The sequence below is a fragment of the Leptospira mtsangambouensis genome (assembly GCF_004770475.1).
GTDB classification, from domain to species: Bacteria; Spirochaetota; Leptospiria; order Leptospirales; family Leptospiraceae; genus Leptospira_A; species Leptospira_A mtsangambouensis.
Window position 1 is genome coordinate 495621 of record NZ_RQHK01000017.1, and the last position, 15207, is coordinate 510827.

Annotated in this window: 17 protein-coding genes; 9 read left to right on the plus strand and 8 right to left on the minus strand. The window is 37.1% G+C overall.

The window, feature by feature from the left end; genetic code table 11:
- Positions 1-8 precede the first annotated feature (8 nt).
- Positions 9-1022, plus strand: coding sequence for a tRNA dihydrouridine synthase (locus tag EHR01_RS14770; RefSeq protein ID WP_135695747.1), 1014 nt, complete (start codon positions 9-11; stop codon positions 1020-1022).
- An 11-nt stretch (positions 1023-1033) separates the two neighbouring features.
- Entirely contained in the window at positions 1034-1417 is a 384-nt protein-coding gene (locus tag EHR01_RS14775; RefSeq protein WP_135695749.1) for a PilZ domain-containing protein, read from the plus strand.
- A 72-nt stretch (positions 1418-1489) separates the two neighbouring features.
- Here the strand turns inward: EHR01_RS14775 and EHR01_RS14780 are convergent, their stop codons facing one another.
- The gene (locus tag EHR01_RS14780) at positions 1490-2071 is read right to left on the minus strand and encodes a lipoprotein LipL21 (RefSeq protein WP_002972335.1); all 582 of its coding nucleotides are present in this window, start codon (positions 2069-2071) and stop codon (positions 1490-1492) included.
- A 129-nt stretch (positions 2072-2200) separates the two neighbouring features.
- On the opposite strand from EHR01_RS14780, the gene EHR01_RS14785 reads away from it, so the two are divergent.
- Positions 2201-3778, plus strand: coding sequence for an LIC10012 family protein (locus EHR01_RS14785; protein WP_135695751.1), 1578 nt, complete (start codon positions 2201-2203; stop codon positions 3776-3778).
- Positions 3759-4646, plus strand: coding sequence for a helix-turn-helix domain-containing protein (locus tag EHR01_RS14790; RefSeq protein ID WP_135695753.1), 888 nt, complete (start codon positions 3759-3761; stop codon positions 4644-4646). Before EHR01_RS14785 ends, EHR01_RS14790 begins: the two co-directional genes overlap by 20 nt.
- Here the strand turns inward: EHR01_RS14790 and holA are convergent.
- Positions 4625-5734, minus strand: coding sequence for a DNA polymerase III subunit delta (gene holA / locus EHR01_RS14795; protein ID WP_135695755.1), 1110 nt, complete (start codon positions 5732-5734; stop codon positions 4625-4627). The two genes, EHR01_RS14790 and holA, sit on opposite strands and share 22 nt — an antisense overlap.
- Positions 5735-5785: 51 nt before the next feature.
- On the opposite strand from holA, the gene EHR01_RS14800 reads away from it, so the two are divergent.
- Positions 5786-6016 carry a hypothetical protein gene (locus EHR01_RS14800; protein WP_135695757.1) on the plus strand — a complete coding sequence of 77 codons (231 nt, stop codon included), beginning with the start codon at positions 5786-5788 and terminating at the stop codon, positions 6014-6016.
- On the opposite strand, the gene EHR01_RS14805 is transcribed toward EHR01_RS14800, so the two are convergent.
- Positions 6000-6575 (minus strand): Maf family protein, encoded by a 576-nt coding sequence (locus tag EHR01_RS14805; RefSeq protein WP_135695759.1) that lies wholly within the window; start codon positions 6573-6575, stop codon positions 6000-6002. The two genes, EHR01_RS14800 and EHR01_RS14805, sit on opposite strands and share 17 nt — an antisense overlap.
- A 24-nt stretch (positions 6576-6599) precedes the next feature.
- Here EHR01_RS14805 and EHR01_RS14810 point away from each other — a divergent pair, with 24 nt between their 5' ends.
- From EHR01_RS14810 to EHR01_RS14820, 3 genes are read left to right on the plus strand one after another with little or no spacing between them, the layout of a single operon-like run.
- Positions 6600-6857, plus strand: a complete 258-nt coding sequence (locus EHR01_RS14810; protein ID WP_238837326.1) for a hypothetical protein — start codon at positions 6600-6602, stop codon at positions 6855-6857.
- Positions 6854-7591 (plus strand): SDR family NAD(P)-dependent oxidoreductase, encoded by a 738-nt coding sequence (locus EHR01_RS14815; protein ID WP_135695761.1) that lies wholly within the window; start codon positions 6854-6856, stop codon positions 7589-7591. The genes EHR01_RS14810 and EHR01_RS14815 overlap by 4 nt, the downstream gene beginning before the upstream one ends.
- A 20-nt stretch (positions 7592-7611) precedes the next feature.
- Positions 7612-8238: an L-threonylcarbamoyladenylate synthase gene (locus EHR01_RS14820; protein WP_135695763.1), complete on the plus strand. Its 627-nt coding sequence runs from the start codon at positions 7612-7614 to the stop codon at positions 8236-8238.
- 19 nt (positions 8239-8257) lie between these two features.
- Here EHR01_RS14820 and EHR01_RS14825 read toward each other — a convergent pair whose 3' ends face one another.
- Positions 8258-9346: a CapA family protein gene (locus tag EHR01_RS14825; protein WP_244310135.1), complete on the minus strand. Its 1089-nt coding sequence runs from the start codon at positions 9344-9346 to the stop codon at positions 8258-8260.
- On the opposite strand from EHR01_RS14825, the gene EHR01_RS14830 reads away from it, so the two are divergent.
- Positions 9306-11012, plus strand: coding sequence for an alkaline phosphatase family protein (locus EHR01_RS14830; protein WP_135695765.1), 1707 nt, complete (start codon positions 9306-9308; stop codon positions 11010-11012). The two genes, EHR01_RS14825 and EHR01_RS14830, sit on opposite strands and share 41 nt — an antisense overlap.
- A gap of 20 nt (positions 11013-11032) precedes the next feature.
- On the opposite strand, the gene EHR01_RS14835 is transcribed toward EHR01_RS14830, so the two are convergent.
- From EHR01_RS14835 to EHR01_RS14850, 4 genes are read right to left on the minus strand one after another with little or no spacing between them, the layout of a single operon-like run.
- Positions 11033-13225: a ribonuclease R family protein gene (locus EHR01_RS14835; RefSeq protein ID WP_135695767.1), complete on the minus strand. Its 2193-nt coding sequence runs from the start codon at positions 13223-13225 to the stop codon at positions 11033-11035.
- A gap of 4 nt (positions 13226-13229) precedes the next feature.
- The gene (gene tsaB / locus EHR01_RS14840) at positions 13230-13901 is read right to left on the minus strand and encodes a tRNA (adenosine(37)-N6)-threonylcarbamoyltransferase complex dimerization subunit type 1 TsaB (RefSeq protein WP_135695769.1); all 672 of its coding nucleotides are present in this window, start codon (positions 13899-13901) and stop codon (positions 13230-13232) included.
- Complete coding sequence (gene tsaE / locus EHR01_RS14845) at positions 13898-14356, minus strand: tRNA (adenosine(37)-N6)-threonylcarbamoyltransferase complex ATPase subunit type 1 TsaE (protein ID WP_135695771.1); 459 nt, start codon at positions 14354-14356, stop codon at positions 13898-13900. The genes tsaB and tsaE overlap by 4 nt, the downstream gene beginning before the upstream one ends.
- Positions 14353-15207 carry an Hsp33 family molecular chaperone HslO gene (locus EHR01_RS14850; RefSeq protein WP_135695773.1) on the minus strand — a complete coding sequence of 285 codons (855 nt, stop codon included), beginning with the start codon at positions 15205-15207 and terminating at the stop codon, positions 14353-14355. The genes tsaE and EHR01_RS14850 overlap by 4 nt, the downstream gene beginning before the upstream one ends.

The window sequence follows — 15207 nt, forward strand, 5'->3', positions numbered from 1 at the left end:
GAGGAATTATGATTACCATCGGGGGAGTAACAATCAAAGGTGATGTTGTTCTTTCTCCGATGGCTGGGATTTCAGACAGTCCTTACAGGCAAATTACTAGGCGTTTTGGTTCTGCCTTTGCCTATACGGAATTTGTTTCCACAGAACAACTGCTAATGGGAAATACAAAGTCGTTGGATATGTTTCGTTATTTAGAAACAGAACGACCCGTTTTTTTTCAAATTTTCGGCTCCGATTTAGAAACGGTTGTCAATGCCTCTGAAATTGCAGCTTCAAAAAAACCCGATGTCATTGATTTGAATATGGGATGTTCCGTGGCCAAAGTTTCCCACCACGGATCAGGAGCAGGGCTTTTACGCAATGTTCGTTTGGCAGGTGCTATGATCGAAGGAATACGCAAAAAAACAAAGCTTCCTGTTACTGCAAAGATTCGCCTTGGTTGGGATTCTCATTCCTTAAATTATTTAGAAACAGTCAAAGTATTAGAAGGATCGGGTGTATCGGCGATTTCTGTGCATGGAAGGACGAAGGCAATGGCCTATACTGGAAAAGCTGACTGGAATGCAATTGGTGAAATCAAATCCAAAGCAAATGTTCCCATTTTTGGAAATGGAGATGTGGCCAGTTTCTCAGAGGCAATAAATAAGAAAAAAACTTACGGTGTGGATCTTGTTCTCATCGGTCGCAAGGCAATTGGAAATCCCTGGATTTTTTCAGAAAAGCCAAAAGAAGAAGTTGGTTGGTTCGAAATCAAAGAAGTCATTTTGGAACATTTAAACCTAATGCTAAATTTTTATCCTTCCGAAGATGATTATGCTTTGATACTTTTTCGAAAGCATTTTATACGATATATAGAGAATACAGGATTCCCTGAAGAAACAAAAAGAGAACTTTTATCCGTTACAAACGTTAATCAATTTATAGATAGATTGGAGTCCGTAGAAATGGATTCCAAATTTTTGGAAGCAAGCGAAATAAAAAACGAGAATATCAACTGTGAAACGTTTGTTAGTCTCGCATAAAGGAAGTTAAAATGGCAGATTCAAAGCAGTCAATATTTTCTGATAGTTATAGTAAGTATGGCGGAGCAAAACAAAAACGTAAAGATGCACGTGTGAAGTTGGATGTACCTTGTACGGTAGAACTCATCAAATCAAAAAATTCAAGCGTTACTGGACATCTTTCTGATTTGGGAACAGGTGGACTTGCGTTCCAAACAACTGCAATCTTTTATGAAGGTGACCAAGTAAAAATTCAGTTTTCGCTTCACCAAAATCCGTTAGAAATTATTGGTACCGTACATCGAACAGCAGGTAAAACTACTTCGGTAATCTTTCAACCTTTGGCTGCGGCGGAACACAAGGTAGTGCAGGAGTTCATCCATAAACACTACTTTGATCCAAAATTAAAAAAGTAACTTTCTATTTATCTAAAAAAAAAGCCTCCTAAAAAGGAGGCCTTCTTTGAAACTGAATGCTAAACAGTCAGATTACTGAGCTGCAGTTGCCTTTGCTTCAAGAGCTTTTTGTCCACCTGCATAACGCAAGTATCCAACACACTGACATTCTTCCCAAGTTTCAGGTTCGCCAACATTTGCGCAAATTCCTGTTTCATTGTTAAGTGAGCAGCAGTCATAAACCCCAACACCTTTGATGATACCTTTTGATTCAGAAACAATTACGGAACCTGTGGATTGACCATCAGATACACCAGAAGCTTGTTCTAAGTATTCACCTAAGATTTTTTTCAAACCATCACCAGCAACTTGAAGACGAGCTGCTTCGCGGCAAGTGGATTGTTTCATTGCAACCGAGTTAGCTTTGATAGCTTTGTCAGAAGCACGTGCAGAAAATTTCATGTAAAGATAATCGTATTCTTTCTCTTTCCCTTTGCAATATTCAGCAGGGCTCTCACCACGTTTTGCAGCAGCGGCATCAGGTGCACAAGCCCAACCTTCAAAAATCCAACCATTTTTACCTACGGTCGTAGCGTCTCTTCTGCCTCCATCATTGGATCCGCAAGATACAACAAATGCGATTAGAGAGGCACATACGATAAGCGATTTCTTCATAAAGAATCTACTCCTTTTCCGAAGAATTTGATCCTATAAAAAACCCTTGTCAATCTTTTCTCAAAGAAAACGAATGATGCCTGCAGGATAAAGATTTACATTTTCCGTGAATGGACCGATTCTAATTTTATGTCTCGCCGCCCCCTCCGAATTCCCTATGCATTGATTTTGATTTTTATTGCGTTCTTCCCCGAATTTATTTTCGGGAAAGAAATTTCTATCCTGCCAGCTTACATTTCCGGAGAAGTACCACCTGTCCTTGGATCAAGACGAGAGGCAGGGTTTGAATTGTCCCGTCTTTCACGACACTATATCAAACGAAATTTTTTTACTGAAATTACAGATCCAAAACTTGTTGAAAATTATTTAAATGAATCCGAATGGAATGAAGAAAACGAACTTAAGGATCAGGATCTTTTCTCTTATTGTACTGAGTGGGATTCTCATTTTGTCGTCCAAGATCAGATTGATTTTGGAAATCCAATCCTTGTCAAAACGGTAATTTTTAACTGTAAAAACCAAACAAGACAAACCATCCAATCCAAACTCATATCAAACTTTGTTTTAGCGTATGAAAAACATAACGAAAAAAGTTTTCGATTTCTACCTCCTCGGTTTTATGAAAAGAAAAACAAAATTGCTCCCAATTATGAAATCAACCTATTGATAGACATTCATTCTTCTTATGCATATTACAAAAAAGATGTTTTAAAAAGTCTGTCTTCTTTGTATGATCAGGACGGGCTGTTCTTAGGTGTGACACTTATAAAGAAAGATAAAATTGTCACCATCCCACCAACAAAAGAACATATAGAAATTAAAAAATTGATGGAAGAAACGGGATGGCAAGGAAACAACCAAGCTGAGTCCATTGTATCCGCCTTACAAGGTTTAAAGTCGAAAATTTCTACTGGGAAAAAAGAATCAAGAAAACTGTTTTTGCTTCTTTCTTCTGCAGTGAAGGACAAATCCGGTTCAATCATCATGGCATTGAATGATCTACGACATATGGAAATTGAACCAGTTCTATTAGTTCCCAACCATTCTGAACTAAGTACAATTCGAGAATTACAAAGAATTGGCAAAGCAAGTAACAGTCGTGTTGTTGGAATCACCGAATACCAAAAAATCGGAACTTCCGAAGGATATGAATATCTCTATTTAAACCAATTCAATGTGTATTCCTCTATTGAAGAATTACCAATGCCTTTTAATTGGAATCAAAACCAAATCAAAAAATATGATGCTTCTTTGGTTCGTGCGGCAGTCGATGTGGTCACACCTTACAATCTGTATCTGGCGTATGAAAAAATTTCCGACAAACGGGTTTTGGAAAAAGAAGAAATTAAAACCGATTTAGAATACATTCTGCGAACAGAATCCAATACAGACCAAACTGAAAAGGATAGATTCCAGACGGTTCTTGTTGAATCAAAAGGAGAAGCCATTTGGATTCAGCTGCCTTATGACGTGGTGGTAACAAAAGGAAAAGAGTATTTAATCCAAACGACTTTTGTTTTGGATCCTCTATCCACATGGGGAGTGAAAAATGCTCCTGCCGAAACCAACTTGTTAAAAATAAATACTACCTATCCAAAGACACTGATGGTGAAACCATCGCAGGCGAAAAAGTTTTTGGATATAAACAAAATTAGAGAATTTAACGGTTACTTGCAAGGGACAGTGAGTGTCATCAAAAAGAAGTAAACAAACTTCAGAATGGATTTTTAGCGGATCCGATATCCAAAAGATTCGCAACCAATGGATAGAAACTTCAAATTCCAATTTACCAATGTTAATCATTGGAGAAAGGGGTGTAGGGAAAAGTTTTTGGATCCAAAGAAGTTTAGAACAAAGAAATATTTCTTCCAGTAATGTAGTAAGTTTTGATTTTTCATATCCTTTTGCCTTTGCGGAGTCTTTAGAAAAAATCAAATCATCCAGACAGATGGTGACCATTCTGATGGATCGCATCACAAAGGCAAAACCGGAAGAAGTATTATTATTACAACAATGGTGGAAGTCAGAAAAATATGAAGAAAAATCAAAAGTATATTTGTATTGGGAAATTCATTCAGAAGAACTCGAAATTCTAACTCAAAAGAATGTGTATGCAGATTTTTATGACCAGTTAAAATCCTTTCGGTTTGAACTTCCGAATTTGAAAAAACGAATTTCGGAATTGCCCTTATTTGTTTCTCAGTTTTTAGAAGAGGCAAATACAGAACTCGGTAAAAAAATTTCCGGTATGGAGGAAGAGTTTTTTGTTTTTTTTAAAAACAAAACGTTCACCACAAATCTTTCTGAATTGCGAGATATAATTTTTGCACTGGTTGGTTTTTCATCCGGCAAACAATTACATTGGAAGCAGATCCCATCGCATTTTTTTGAAAACCAACTTACAGAATTAGATGTGAGACCTGGAATTAGTTTGGAAAGTTATGAAAAGGAAATCATCAAAGCCAATTTGATTTATACGAAAGGAAATCGAGAAAAAGCTGCCAAATTACTTGGAATCTCTGAAAGGAATTTGTATCGCAAATTACATGAATATCAATTGGAAGATCTTTCTTGAAGTAACGAAAAAAGATGCATAATTTTTTGTAAAAAATAATTCCTACCTACTTCGTCTCGAAGCCCTGATTTGAATTTGATATTCATTTCAATCACTTGGTCATAAAATAAATCTAAAGTTTTATCTGTAAATAAAGCGGAATCAGAAACCAATTGCCTTCTTACAAAATTTTTTCTCGCATCGGAATAACTTCCTGTTTTCAAAAGTTCATCCATAATGGGGATAGGAACTTCACCGTTGTGTCTTGCTCGTATAACTTTGATTTTGCGAATTTCATCTAGTTTGTAACTGAGCCTTGTTAAGAAACTGAGGATCTCAGAGTTTTGATCATTGAACTTGGTAAATTCTTTAAAAAAATCAACCTTTCGTTTTTGAACTAATGTTTCTACAAGCACATTGGTATTTAGTTCATTCTGACTGAATAAAACGGAATTCACATCTTCGATGGTAAACTTGGAACGATGTAAGTATTGTTTGAGTTTTTTTACGCTTTTAAGATAAGCACCTACGTTTGCAGGAATTCGATGGATGAATTCATCGGCAGCATTGGGTTCAAAATGCACTTGTTCTTGGTCACAGACTTCTTTGAATACTTTGGGATAATCACTCGGATATAAAAACTTAGTTTTGTAATAGTTTAAGGTTCCTTGAAAGAGTTGGACCAAACTTTGTGGGATGTCTTTTCCATCGTAATGGACAATGAGAAAAATTTCATCAGAAACTGCGGTTATGTTTTTACGAAATCCAGAAGCAAAATCTTTCCATTCTTGTGTCGCCTTTGTATCAAGTATGGGTTTAAATAGTGCAGCAGCTTGTTTGACAATGATGAGTTTTCTTGGGTAAAACATATCTGGAGTAAAGAGCTCCGCAAAAAGTTTTGCCTGTTCTCCGGATTCAGATACAATGAGAATGATTTCATAAGGGCCCGAAGATTTCGAAAGGGCCTCTTTGTAATGATCGATGATGAGTTCAAATTCATAAGAATCTTCCCCTGTATAGGCAAAAAATTGCGGGAGATTGCTGGTCTGGGTTTTGAATAATTGGAAAAGAGAGCTAAATTCTCTCGCTTGCGATTTTTTTGTTTCCATTTTTGTGAATCCGGTCTAATCTTTCGATAGGATCGAGGCGATATTCATAGTATGGAAATCTCAAGTAATGTGGCAAGAGTTTCAGGACTAGGCGAACCATATATGTATGTGTCTCCCACATACAACACCCAAGCTGTGGAGCAGGTAGAAGCAATTCAATCTCGCTCTTATCAGCCAAAGTATGTTTCGGGTGAAACAGAAAAAAAAGCAACTGAAGTCCAAACAAGTCCAGAGGCAAAAGCAGCTTACAAACCTGGAAATTTGGTCAATCTTTACGCTTAAAAGACTTTTCCCAAAAAGGCAACCACACCGAAGAACGAGCTAAAAAACTTCGGAGGGGAAATCCCATCACATTCGTATACGATCCAAACTTTGTGGCTACGGGTCCATTTTCATCTTGGATTCCATATGAGCCTGCTTTATCGAAAGGTTGGCATCGCAAAATATAATCTCGAATCTCCACCTCACTCCAATTTTTAAATTCGATGATTGTCTCCTCGAAGAAAAAATCAACATTCGAGCCAGCCTGCAAACCGCCCCCCGAAAATACGGAATGTTTTTTTCCAGAGAGTGTTTTGAGGATCCGAACGGAATCTTCCAGATCGGTCGGTTTGTGTAAAATTTCATTTTGAAATACAACAATGGTATCAGCAGCCAAATAAAGATGGTTTAGGTTTCCATTGTTGCCTAATTTCGAGTGAACCATTCGTTCTAAGTATTGGAGTGCGGGTTCTTTGAATTTTTGAGACTCATCAATGTTTGCTGGTTCCACCTGGAACAAAAATCCTAAATCGGTGAGTATTTGGATTCGCCTTGGTGATGTCGATTTGAGTATAAACAAATTCTTGCTATTCCTTACGGGATATTGTTTCATTTCATAATGATGAGTCCTCGACTTTTGGCTATTTTTTTATGGGCGATCGTTTTTGTTTTTGGATGTAAACGAGGTTATTCGGAAGACATCCAAGATTGTAATCCCGTTGCGGATTATTATGAAAAAGGAACACACTACATAAGAAGAGATTTGGTTCGGGATGATAATACTTTAGATTATAAAAAACTTTTGGAAGACACAAAACCTCAAGCTAGCGATTGTTATCCTTCCAATCATGAGGTAAAATGAGTTTATTTGATGTAAAAGGAAAGTCGATTTTGATCACTGGTGCCAGCCGAGGCATCGGAAAAACATTAGCCCTCGGTTTTCGAGACGCTGGTGCCATAGTCTATGGAGCGGGTTCTAGACCAGAATCCATTGAGTGGATGGCTAAAGAAGGAATCAACGGAGTGGTCCTTGATGTACGCAGTGAAGGTGCAGCATTTGAAATCATCGGTCAAATCAAAGCAAAACATGGAAGACTTGATACACTCATCAACAACGCCGGTATTGCAACGAATACTCCAGCCTCTGGATTCAAAGAAGAGGAATTACAAAATATAGTTCAAACAAACTATGTGGGTGTTTTCCGCAATTGCCAAGCATATTACAAACATCATAAAAAAGAAGGTGGAAACATCATCAATGTAGCTTCGGTTCTTGGTATGGTGGGAAGTAAACTGGCTTCTGTATATTCCGGGACAAAGGGAGCGGTCATTACTTTGTCAAAAGCCCTTGCTATCGAATGGTGTAATAATGGTTATCGTGTGAATGTCATTTGTCCGGGGCTCATTGATACCGAAATGACAGATATGATCAAAGATAAAGAATTCATCATGAAACAAGTGCTTGCTGGTATTCCTATGGGGCGACTTGGAAAACCAGAAGAGCTTCTGGGAGCGGCCATTTATTTAGCCTCTGATTCTTCTTCGTATATGACGGGTCAGTGTCTTGTTCTTGATGGGGGACTCACAGCACAATAAACGCTGTTGTGTGAAACCGTATGATTCTATACCTCCATCCAGAAAATCCCGAAATCCGAAAACTCAAACAAATTTCGGACAGATTGAAGGATGGAGCCGTTTATATATTTCCAACTGACACTGTTTATGCGATTATAGCTGATGCACACTCTAAACTGGCAGTTGAGAAAATATACGATATTCGTAAACTTCCCAAAGACAAACCACTTTCTCTGATGTGCAAAGACATTTCTATGGCATCAAATTTCATTGAGTATTTGCCAAATTCTGCTTATCGTTTGATGAAACGAGTGACACCTGGCCCCTTTACTTTTGTTTTAAAAGCGAATAAAAATCTACCAAAACCGTCTGTAGTCCATCACAAAGACAAACAAATTGGAATTCGTATACCCGATCATATTTACCTAAGTGAACTTTTAAAAATCCATGATTCCCCTCTCACTTCCACTTCTGCTTTTTGTGATGATGAGTTCATCATCGATATTGATGATTTAGAATCTATTTATGGGAACCAGGTGGATGGGATTGTCGATGGTGGGATTGTCAAAATGGAACTATCCACAATCTTACAAATCAATGATGACTCAATTGATTTGATTCGGGAAGGTAAGGGATATGATCTTATTGCCGGTGAAATTTCTAGTTAGGTTGAAAAACTAGGTTCAATTAAAAACTGAGACCCTGCATTTTTTTGAGGTGTGATTCATACCCAAACATTCTTCTTTCTGAATGTTTAGGAAGTTTGATTGGTATTTCCTTCTGCGCATATTTCACAATGGGAATGATTTTATAACCGTGTGGGTAAACCCAAACAGATTCTGTACTTACATTTTTAATCTGTTTTTCTTTCTGTGAGTTTATCTCTAATGAAAAAGATAAAATGATCCCACCATCAGTATTTTCTCTATTTTGTGCCGACAAAAAATTTCCAAGGGAATAGGCCACAAGTCGGTCCTCTCCATTCTTTTCTTCCTGGAAGTGATCGATTCTTTGCACTACATGAGGATGCCCTCCAAGGATGATATCGGCCCCAGCATCGAAACCTATCTGAACCCATTTGGTTTGTGACTTGTCTGGTTTTTCTTCATATTCAGTTCCATAATGATACCAAAGGATTACAAAGTGGATTCCATTTTCTTTGGCAAAACTAACATCTTCTTGAATTTGTTTTTCACTCAAAAGCCTAACGATTCGATCATTTTTGACAGGAATTCCATTTGTGGAATATGTATAATTATAAATAGCAATTTTGATTCCATTCACTTCGATAAAAAAATCTTTTCGATTTAGATAATCTGAATTTGATTTGAAAGTCCCAATAGGAACCATTCCCATTTGATTTACCGAATCAATCGTATAATCAATTCCAAAAGCTCCTTTATCCGCAGAATGATTGTTTGCTGTTGATAAAATATCAAAACCTGCATTTTTGATTCCTCTTAAATAACCGATTGGAGAGCCAAATCGAGGGTATCCAGTAAATTCATTTGGATCATTTGCGATTGTTGTTTCTAAATTTCCTAAGGTTAAATCAGCATCTTGTAATGAATTTGAAACGAATTCGAAACTACTACTAGAATCATACTCTTTAGTCTTTGAAAGATAATAAGAGGAGATTTGTGAGTTATGGCACATGAGATCTCCAACCACTTTAATTCTCACTTGCCTAGTAAAGTAAACATCGGGAAGAGTGTAACAAGATAGGAAGGGAACAGTGATAAACCCAAAATATAAAAAACGAAATATTTTAGTCATAGTTGGTCTGATTTTGGTTTTATCCAATTGTGGTTGGGAAAAGGATTATAAACGTGCTGCCTATCTATCGATACAACCTGATACAGATTTAATCTTAGCTCCATTTCCATTCAATATTTTTGATAGAGAGGCAAGGGACGCAATCACTCTTTCCCATTATTCCAAAGAAGAAATAAAAAATATTTTAGAAGACCATGATCTATCTTGGGAAGAGTTGAAAAACCAATGGCAATTGGATGCGGAAGACGAACATTTTTCGAAAGAAGTAAACTACACATCGCATTATACTCAATATTTTTATGATACCGAAATCCCCATTTGGATTTATGGACCGAAGTGGATCAGAAATGGCCAATACTCCGATGAGATCAACCAACAACACATTCCTTCTATCTATGGAAAAATCTTAGATTTTCAATTTAAGAATACAATCGATGTATCCTATTTGGAAAAAATATTCCAAAACGAGAAGGTGAAACCAGAAATCATCGTTACCGTTGTTGTTGACCAAGGTGGAAGACAGCTTTACAAAGCACATAAAGGTGCTTATCCATTTCTTGAAGATTTAAAAAACAACTCTGCATACTTTAAAAAAGCAAAAGTGGCTCACTTGGAATCACATACAGCTGTGGGCCATATGGCGATTGGAACCGGAGCATTTCCTAAAGACTCAAAAATTTTCTCGAATGAAATTTATACATATGCAGATGGAAAGGTTCTCCATAGACCCGTTTACCAAGGAAAAAACAAAGATTGGGATTTGAACGAAATGCAGGTCCCGAGTTTTGCTGATGAATGGGATCTTTCAAAGAATAATGAACCTGTCATCATAAGCCAATGTTATGCGGCAAGGGCAGCTGTGGGTATGGCAGGACATGGAAAACTATTTTCCCCAATTTCAAAAAATTCGGCAACAGAATTTCCCGATAACGATTTTGTTTATTGGCAAGATGTGAAAAATTTATCATGGTCAACGTATAACGATGCCTTCCTTGTTCCTAAATCAGTACAAAAGTATAACTTGTACCAATTCTATTTGAATCATAAAAAAGATATATCGACTCATTTTGAAGCCAAAGATCCAATCGATTTGATCGCAAAAATCCACCACTTCCAAGGTTCTGAATTTCAGGCAAAGATGGATGGAGCCCTCTTTCGAGACAGCATTACAGAAACAATAATCAATACAAAAAAAGATAAGGATGGTATCACCGATCTTGCCTATGTAACCTTGAAGGCTACGGATGCCGTCGGTCATTTGTATGGATGGGAATCAAAAGAGGCAGAACAAGTTTTAAAAGCTACGGATAAAGAAATTCAAACTATATTCGAATATCTAAAAACTAATTTTGGTGATAACTTTATAATGCTGGTAACAGCAGATCACGGTGCAGCACCCATGCCAGAAATTTCCAATGGTCTTTTCTTAAGTCATGAACAATTCTTCTCGACTGTGAATGAACTTCTCCCTGAGTCAGAAAGAACAAAACGTTCTCTTGTGAAATGGGTAGCTCATTCTCAATTATCTTTGGACAGAGATTTGATGAAGACCTATCAGATCAGCGAAGAAGCCATCATTCAAAAGATCATGTCTATCCAGGTAAATGATCGAAAGTTTTTTAGAAAAGTTTGGAAACGAGAAGAAATCCCGAATCTATCTTTATAAAATCGATTCGAGGATTGTCTTTATTTCTTTTTCAGTGGTGCTTCGTCTTTTTTGAAATCTTTTAATTTAAGAAAAACTTTGATCTCTTCAAAATCAATGCGATCAAGGCTTACTGTTACTGGATCACCTATAAAAAATATTTTGGAATATTTTTTCGAATAAAAAGAGAAATCATTTTTGATCACTACTTCAAATTCATCGGTGAATTCCGATTTGTCCAAAACTCCTTCCAAATTAGAAATATCCAATTCTACAAAAATTTGAGAAGGTCTGATCCCAACGATAAAACCTTTAAACTCTTTTATTCCTGTAGATTCCAAATAACGAAAGGATTTGATTTTAATGATGTCTCGTTCCGCATCGGCTGCTCTTCTTTCTTCTTCCGAGCAATGCAGACCCATCACCGCTATTTCATTTTCAGAATAAGATTTATCTGTTTCTAAGAGTGTAGCATGCAACACACGATGCACAATTAAATCGGGATACCTTCGGATGGGAGATGTGAAATGGCAATAGTCCTTAAAACCAAGTCCCCAGTGCCCGAGAGGATCCGATCCATAATACGCCTGCATAAAACTTCGTAACAGTAGATAATTGAAAATTTTTCCAACAGAACCATCTTCAATCTCTTTTACTGCCTTCATGATTTCAGCATAGCTTGTATCTTTGATTTGGATATTGTATCCATTCAATTGTAGAAAATGATTGAGGGTCTCTAATTTTTCCTCGTCCATTGCTTCGTGGATTCGGTGAAGGGAAGGGACTTTCTTTTTTCTTAAAAACTCATCCACCTTTAGATTGGCAGATAACATTAACTCTTCAATGAGCATATGGCTTGTTAGGCGTTCTCGATTCTCAATCCCAACGGGTTCTTTTCTTTCATTCCAAGTGATTGTGGTTTCCCGTAAATTTAAATCAATTCTACCGGCTTCCATTCTACGTTTGCGAAGAGCTTCTGTGAATTGTGAAACTTGATACATCCAATTTTGTGGATCTTTGGCTTTGATTTCTTCTTCAGCCATTTCATAAGTGTATCTTGTATTCACTTTGATCACAGATTTATAAAACTTTGCATTGTAAATTTCACCAGTTTTACTTGCTTCCATTTCTACGGTAAAAGCAAGTCGATTGGTGTTGGCTACCAAACTGCAAAGGTCTTCAGATAAAATGGGTGGCAACATAGGAACTACACGGTTTGCTAAATAAACCGAAGTGGCTCTTTCATAAGCTTCCTTATCTAGAGGCGAATCTTTTTCTACATAATAAGAAACATCAGCAATGTGAATCCAAACACGAAGCCTGTTTCCTTCATCGACAAAACTGATGGCATCATCAAAGTCTTTGGCTGTAATTCCATCGATCGTAACAGCATATAAGTTTCGTAAGTCGGTTCTGCTGTTCCAATCAGAAACTGTTTTTTCTGATACTTCTTCAGGAAATTCTAAAGGAATGAAGTCTGGATGCACAGGATCGTAATTGTATTTCATTAAAATCCGTTGTAAATCGCCGTCTTCTTTTGTGTCCGATTCGAAGCGAATAAAACTGACATCGTAAAGATTTTCCTGAGGAATGGCTCCTTCTTTAAATTTTACGATTAAAATATCGTTCACTTGAATCGAATCAAAAGTGTCTTTTAAAATAGACTTAACATGAAGGACTCCTTCTTTGCCTTCTCCAAGCATATCGAGAAAGTTTCCAAAAACAAATTTGTTTGTTTTTTCTCTAACTCGCATTCGGTAAAGAACACGGCCTCGTTTGACGATGTTTGTGACTTCTGCTTCTAACCTGTCTTTTTTACCAACTCCCAAGGGAATGACTTCTACCTTGTCACCAGTGATGGCGGAATTGGTCATTGGTCCTGGAATGAAAATTTCATTTTTGGAAGGAAGGGAAATAAAACCATCACCCCGTCGAGAAATGGAAATTCTCCCTGTTAGGCGAAACGGACTTGCTACTGTTAGGTATTTTTTATTGGGAATCAGTAGTCCTTCTGCTTCTAACAAATTGAAAAGTTGATCGATTAAAAATTCGATTTCTTTTCTAGGAACTTTCTCTTTGCGTTTGAAGGATTTAACTTTCTTCGTTTTCGGATCGGGTCTTTTGAATTCACTTGATTCGGTAAATTTTTTTTTGATCTCTTGTCTTGTGATGTCCTTTCCAGACTTTTGGTCCAGAAATTCTATGATTTTTCTTTGTATTTTATAGGTATCCATAAATTCATTTGTGATCTACGTAGGTCCCGCGGATGTAGTTGGGCAGGAGAGATAAATAGTCGTTTTTATTAGGGTCTGTTTTGAAATACTCTTTCAAACTATACTGTAGTATAGACGAAAGATTAAGGTTTGTCGCTTCAATTTTTGTTGCAGTGGGGGGATAAAACACTGGCAAATTTCCAGTATAATACCAATTGTTAGGTGTCCATTCACTTGTTTTGATTTTTGCTTCGATGGATTCGGGAGTCAGATCAAAAGAATCTGAAAAACCTTTGAGGGATTTATACTTTGTGTAGTACTTTCCTTGTTTCCCATCCAAACAAAGTAAGGACGTTTCATCGGTCATTTTCTCTCCGGCAATCCCTATTAAGTAAGCTTCTAAACTATCCATACCGAATACTGGAATTTTCCATAATTGGGAAAGATCTCTTGCTGTAGTCACTGTTATGCGAATACCAGTAAAAGAGCCTGGCCCATTTGTTACAATGATAAGATCTGGCTTTTTAATTTTTGCCTTTTCCAGTGACAAACGAATGTATTCGACTAACTTAAAAGAAGATTCCTTGGGTGTAGTTTCCGTTTGTTCTGAAAGGATCTGCAATGGGGATCCGTCGGTATGGGTAGCAACCAGAACCTGAATCCAATCCTGGGTTGTGTCGAAGTAGAGCACGTTCACTGGATTTCCTTTTCTGACCATTCCAAAGAATAGGAACGAAATTCTATGGAATCTGATTCAATTGACAAATGGATTCGATTGGATTTTGGAAGATAAGGTTCGGCAATTTGCCACCATTCGATCGCAGAGACTCCTTCTTTTCCCCAGATTTCTTCAAATCCCAAATCTTCTAGTTCTTCTAAAACTTTAATCCGGTATAAATCAAAATGATACAAGCGAAAGTTAGGCGAATCATATATATTATACAAAGAAAAAGTAGGCGAATTAATAGAACTTTCGGTTCCAAATCGGCTATACCATTCTCGGATAAAAGTAGTTTTGCCTGCGCCCATTTCTCCCGAAATCAGAAGAACTGGGAATTTGTGTTTTTTTAGAAATTGATCCACCAACTGGTCCAAACTTATAAATACTGGGTTTAGTTCCGATTCTCTAAGAGAGAGAAAATTGGCTTTCATTGATTAAAGAATTTCTCCACATCGAAGGAATCAAATTGATAGGCAGTTCTACAAAATTCACATGTAATTTCAATTTTTCCAAATTCATCAATGATGGAATCTGCTTCTTGTTTGCCAAGGGAAGCAATGATATCTGCTACCTTATGTCTGGAACAATCACATAAAAATTCGGGAGACTCTTTACTTAAGACTTCCAACTCAGAACCGATCTCTGTTTGGAGAGAGGTTAGCATATCATCAATACTGAGCCCCCAAAAAGCTTCTTTTTTGACAAGGGGTTGGATTTTGGAAATCAGATACTTAAAACTTTCTTCTGGTGCATCGGGAAGTGCTTCGAAGAACAAACCTTTTGCGGAAAAATCATTTCCAGGAAAATCAAAAGGATAAACTTCCATTCCTACGATGGCTTTGATTTGTTCTGATTCAGTTAAGTATTTGATAAAATTTACTTCGAATGTGTCTTCTACTAGGTTTGTATAAGACTGGTATGTATCTGAATCAAAATCCCAACGAATTACTTTCATAATCCCTTGGCCCAAAATAAATTCGTTTCGGATATCTCCCTCTTCGTGGCTTGCCGAATACGCAACGGATTTCATTTTACCGTATCGATCGCTGTAGGCTAAGGCTTGTTTGTTGGAATCATCCTTCCATTGGATGCTTACCTTTTGCTGGTTTTTTGTCATCTCTGCGAGAAACAACGCACCCATCATGGTTTTAGAAAGGAATACGGACATTTCTTTGTTCAGAGAATGAAGAAACATAGGTTCTTTGGCTGTTTCTGTCAAATCGACTAAAGTAAATCGATAGTGGTGGGTGTTGGATATACCTAAAATAACTTGGTCAGACAT

Coding starts and splice junctions, on each gene's coding strand:
- EHR01_RS14800 (WP_135695757.1), top strand. CDS start 5,786: ATGGAAATCTCAAGTAATGTGGCAAGAGTTTCAGGACTAGGCGAACCA.
- EHR01_RS14825 (WP_244310135.1), bottom strand. CDS start 9,346: ATGACTAAAATATTTCGTTTTTTATATTTTGGGTTTATCACTGTTCCC.
- EHR01_RS14775 (WP_135695749.1), top strand. CDS start 1,034: ATGGCAGATTCAAAGCAGTCAATATTTTCTGATAGTTATAGTAAGTAT.
- EHR01_RS14815 (WP_135695761.1), top strand. CDS start 6,854: ATGAGTTTATTTGATGTAAAAGGAAAGTCGATTTTGATCACTGGTGCC.
- EHR01_RS14820 (WP_135695763.1), top strand. CDS start 7,612: ATGATTCTATACCTCCATCCAGAAAATCCCGAAATCCGAAAACTCAAA.
- EHR01_RS14770 (WP_135695747.1), top strand. CDS start 9: ATGATTACCATCGGGGGAGTAACAATCAAAGGTGATGTTGTTCTTTCT.
- EHR01_RS14785 (WP_135695751.1), top strand. CDS start 2,201: ATGTCTCGCCGCCCCCTCCGAATTCCCTATGCATTGATTTTGATTTTT.
- tsaE (WP_135695771.1), bottom strand. CDS start 14,356: ATGAAAGCCAATTTTCTCTCTCTTAGAGAATCGGAACTAAACCCAGTA.
- EHR01_RS14780 (WP_002972335.1), bottom strand. CDS start 2,071: ATGAAGAAATCGCTTATCGTATGTGCCTCTCTAATCGCATTTGTTGTA.
- EHR01_RS14850 (WP_135695773.1), bottom strand. CDS start 15,207: ATGTCTGACCAAGTTATTTTAGGTATATCCAACACCCACCACTATCGA.
- holA (WP_135695755.1), bottom strand. CDS start 5,734: ATGGAAACAAAAAAATCGCAAGCGAGAGAATTTAGCTCTCTTTTCCAA.
- EHR01_RS14835 (WP_135695767.1), bottom strand. CDS start 13,225: ATGGATACCTATAAAATACAAAGAAAAATCATAGAATTTCTGGACCAA.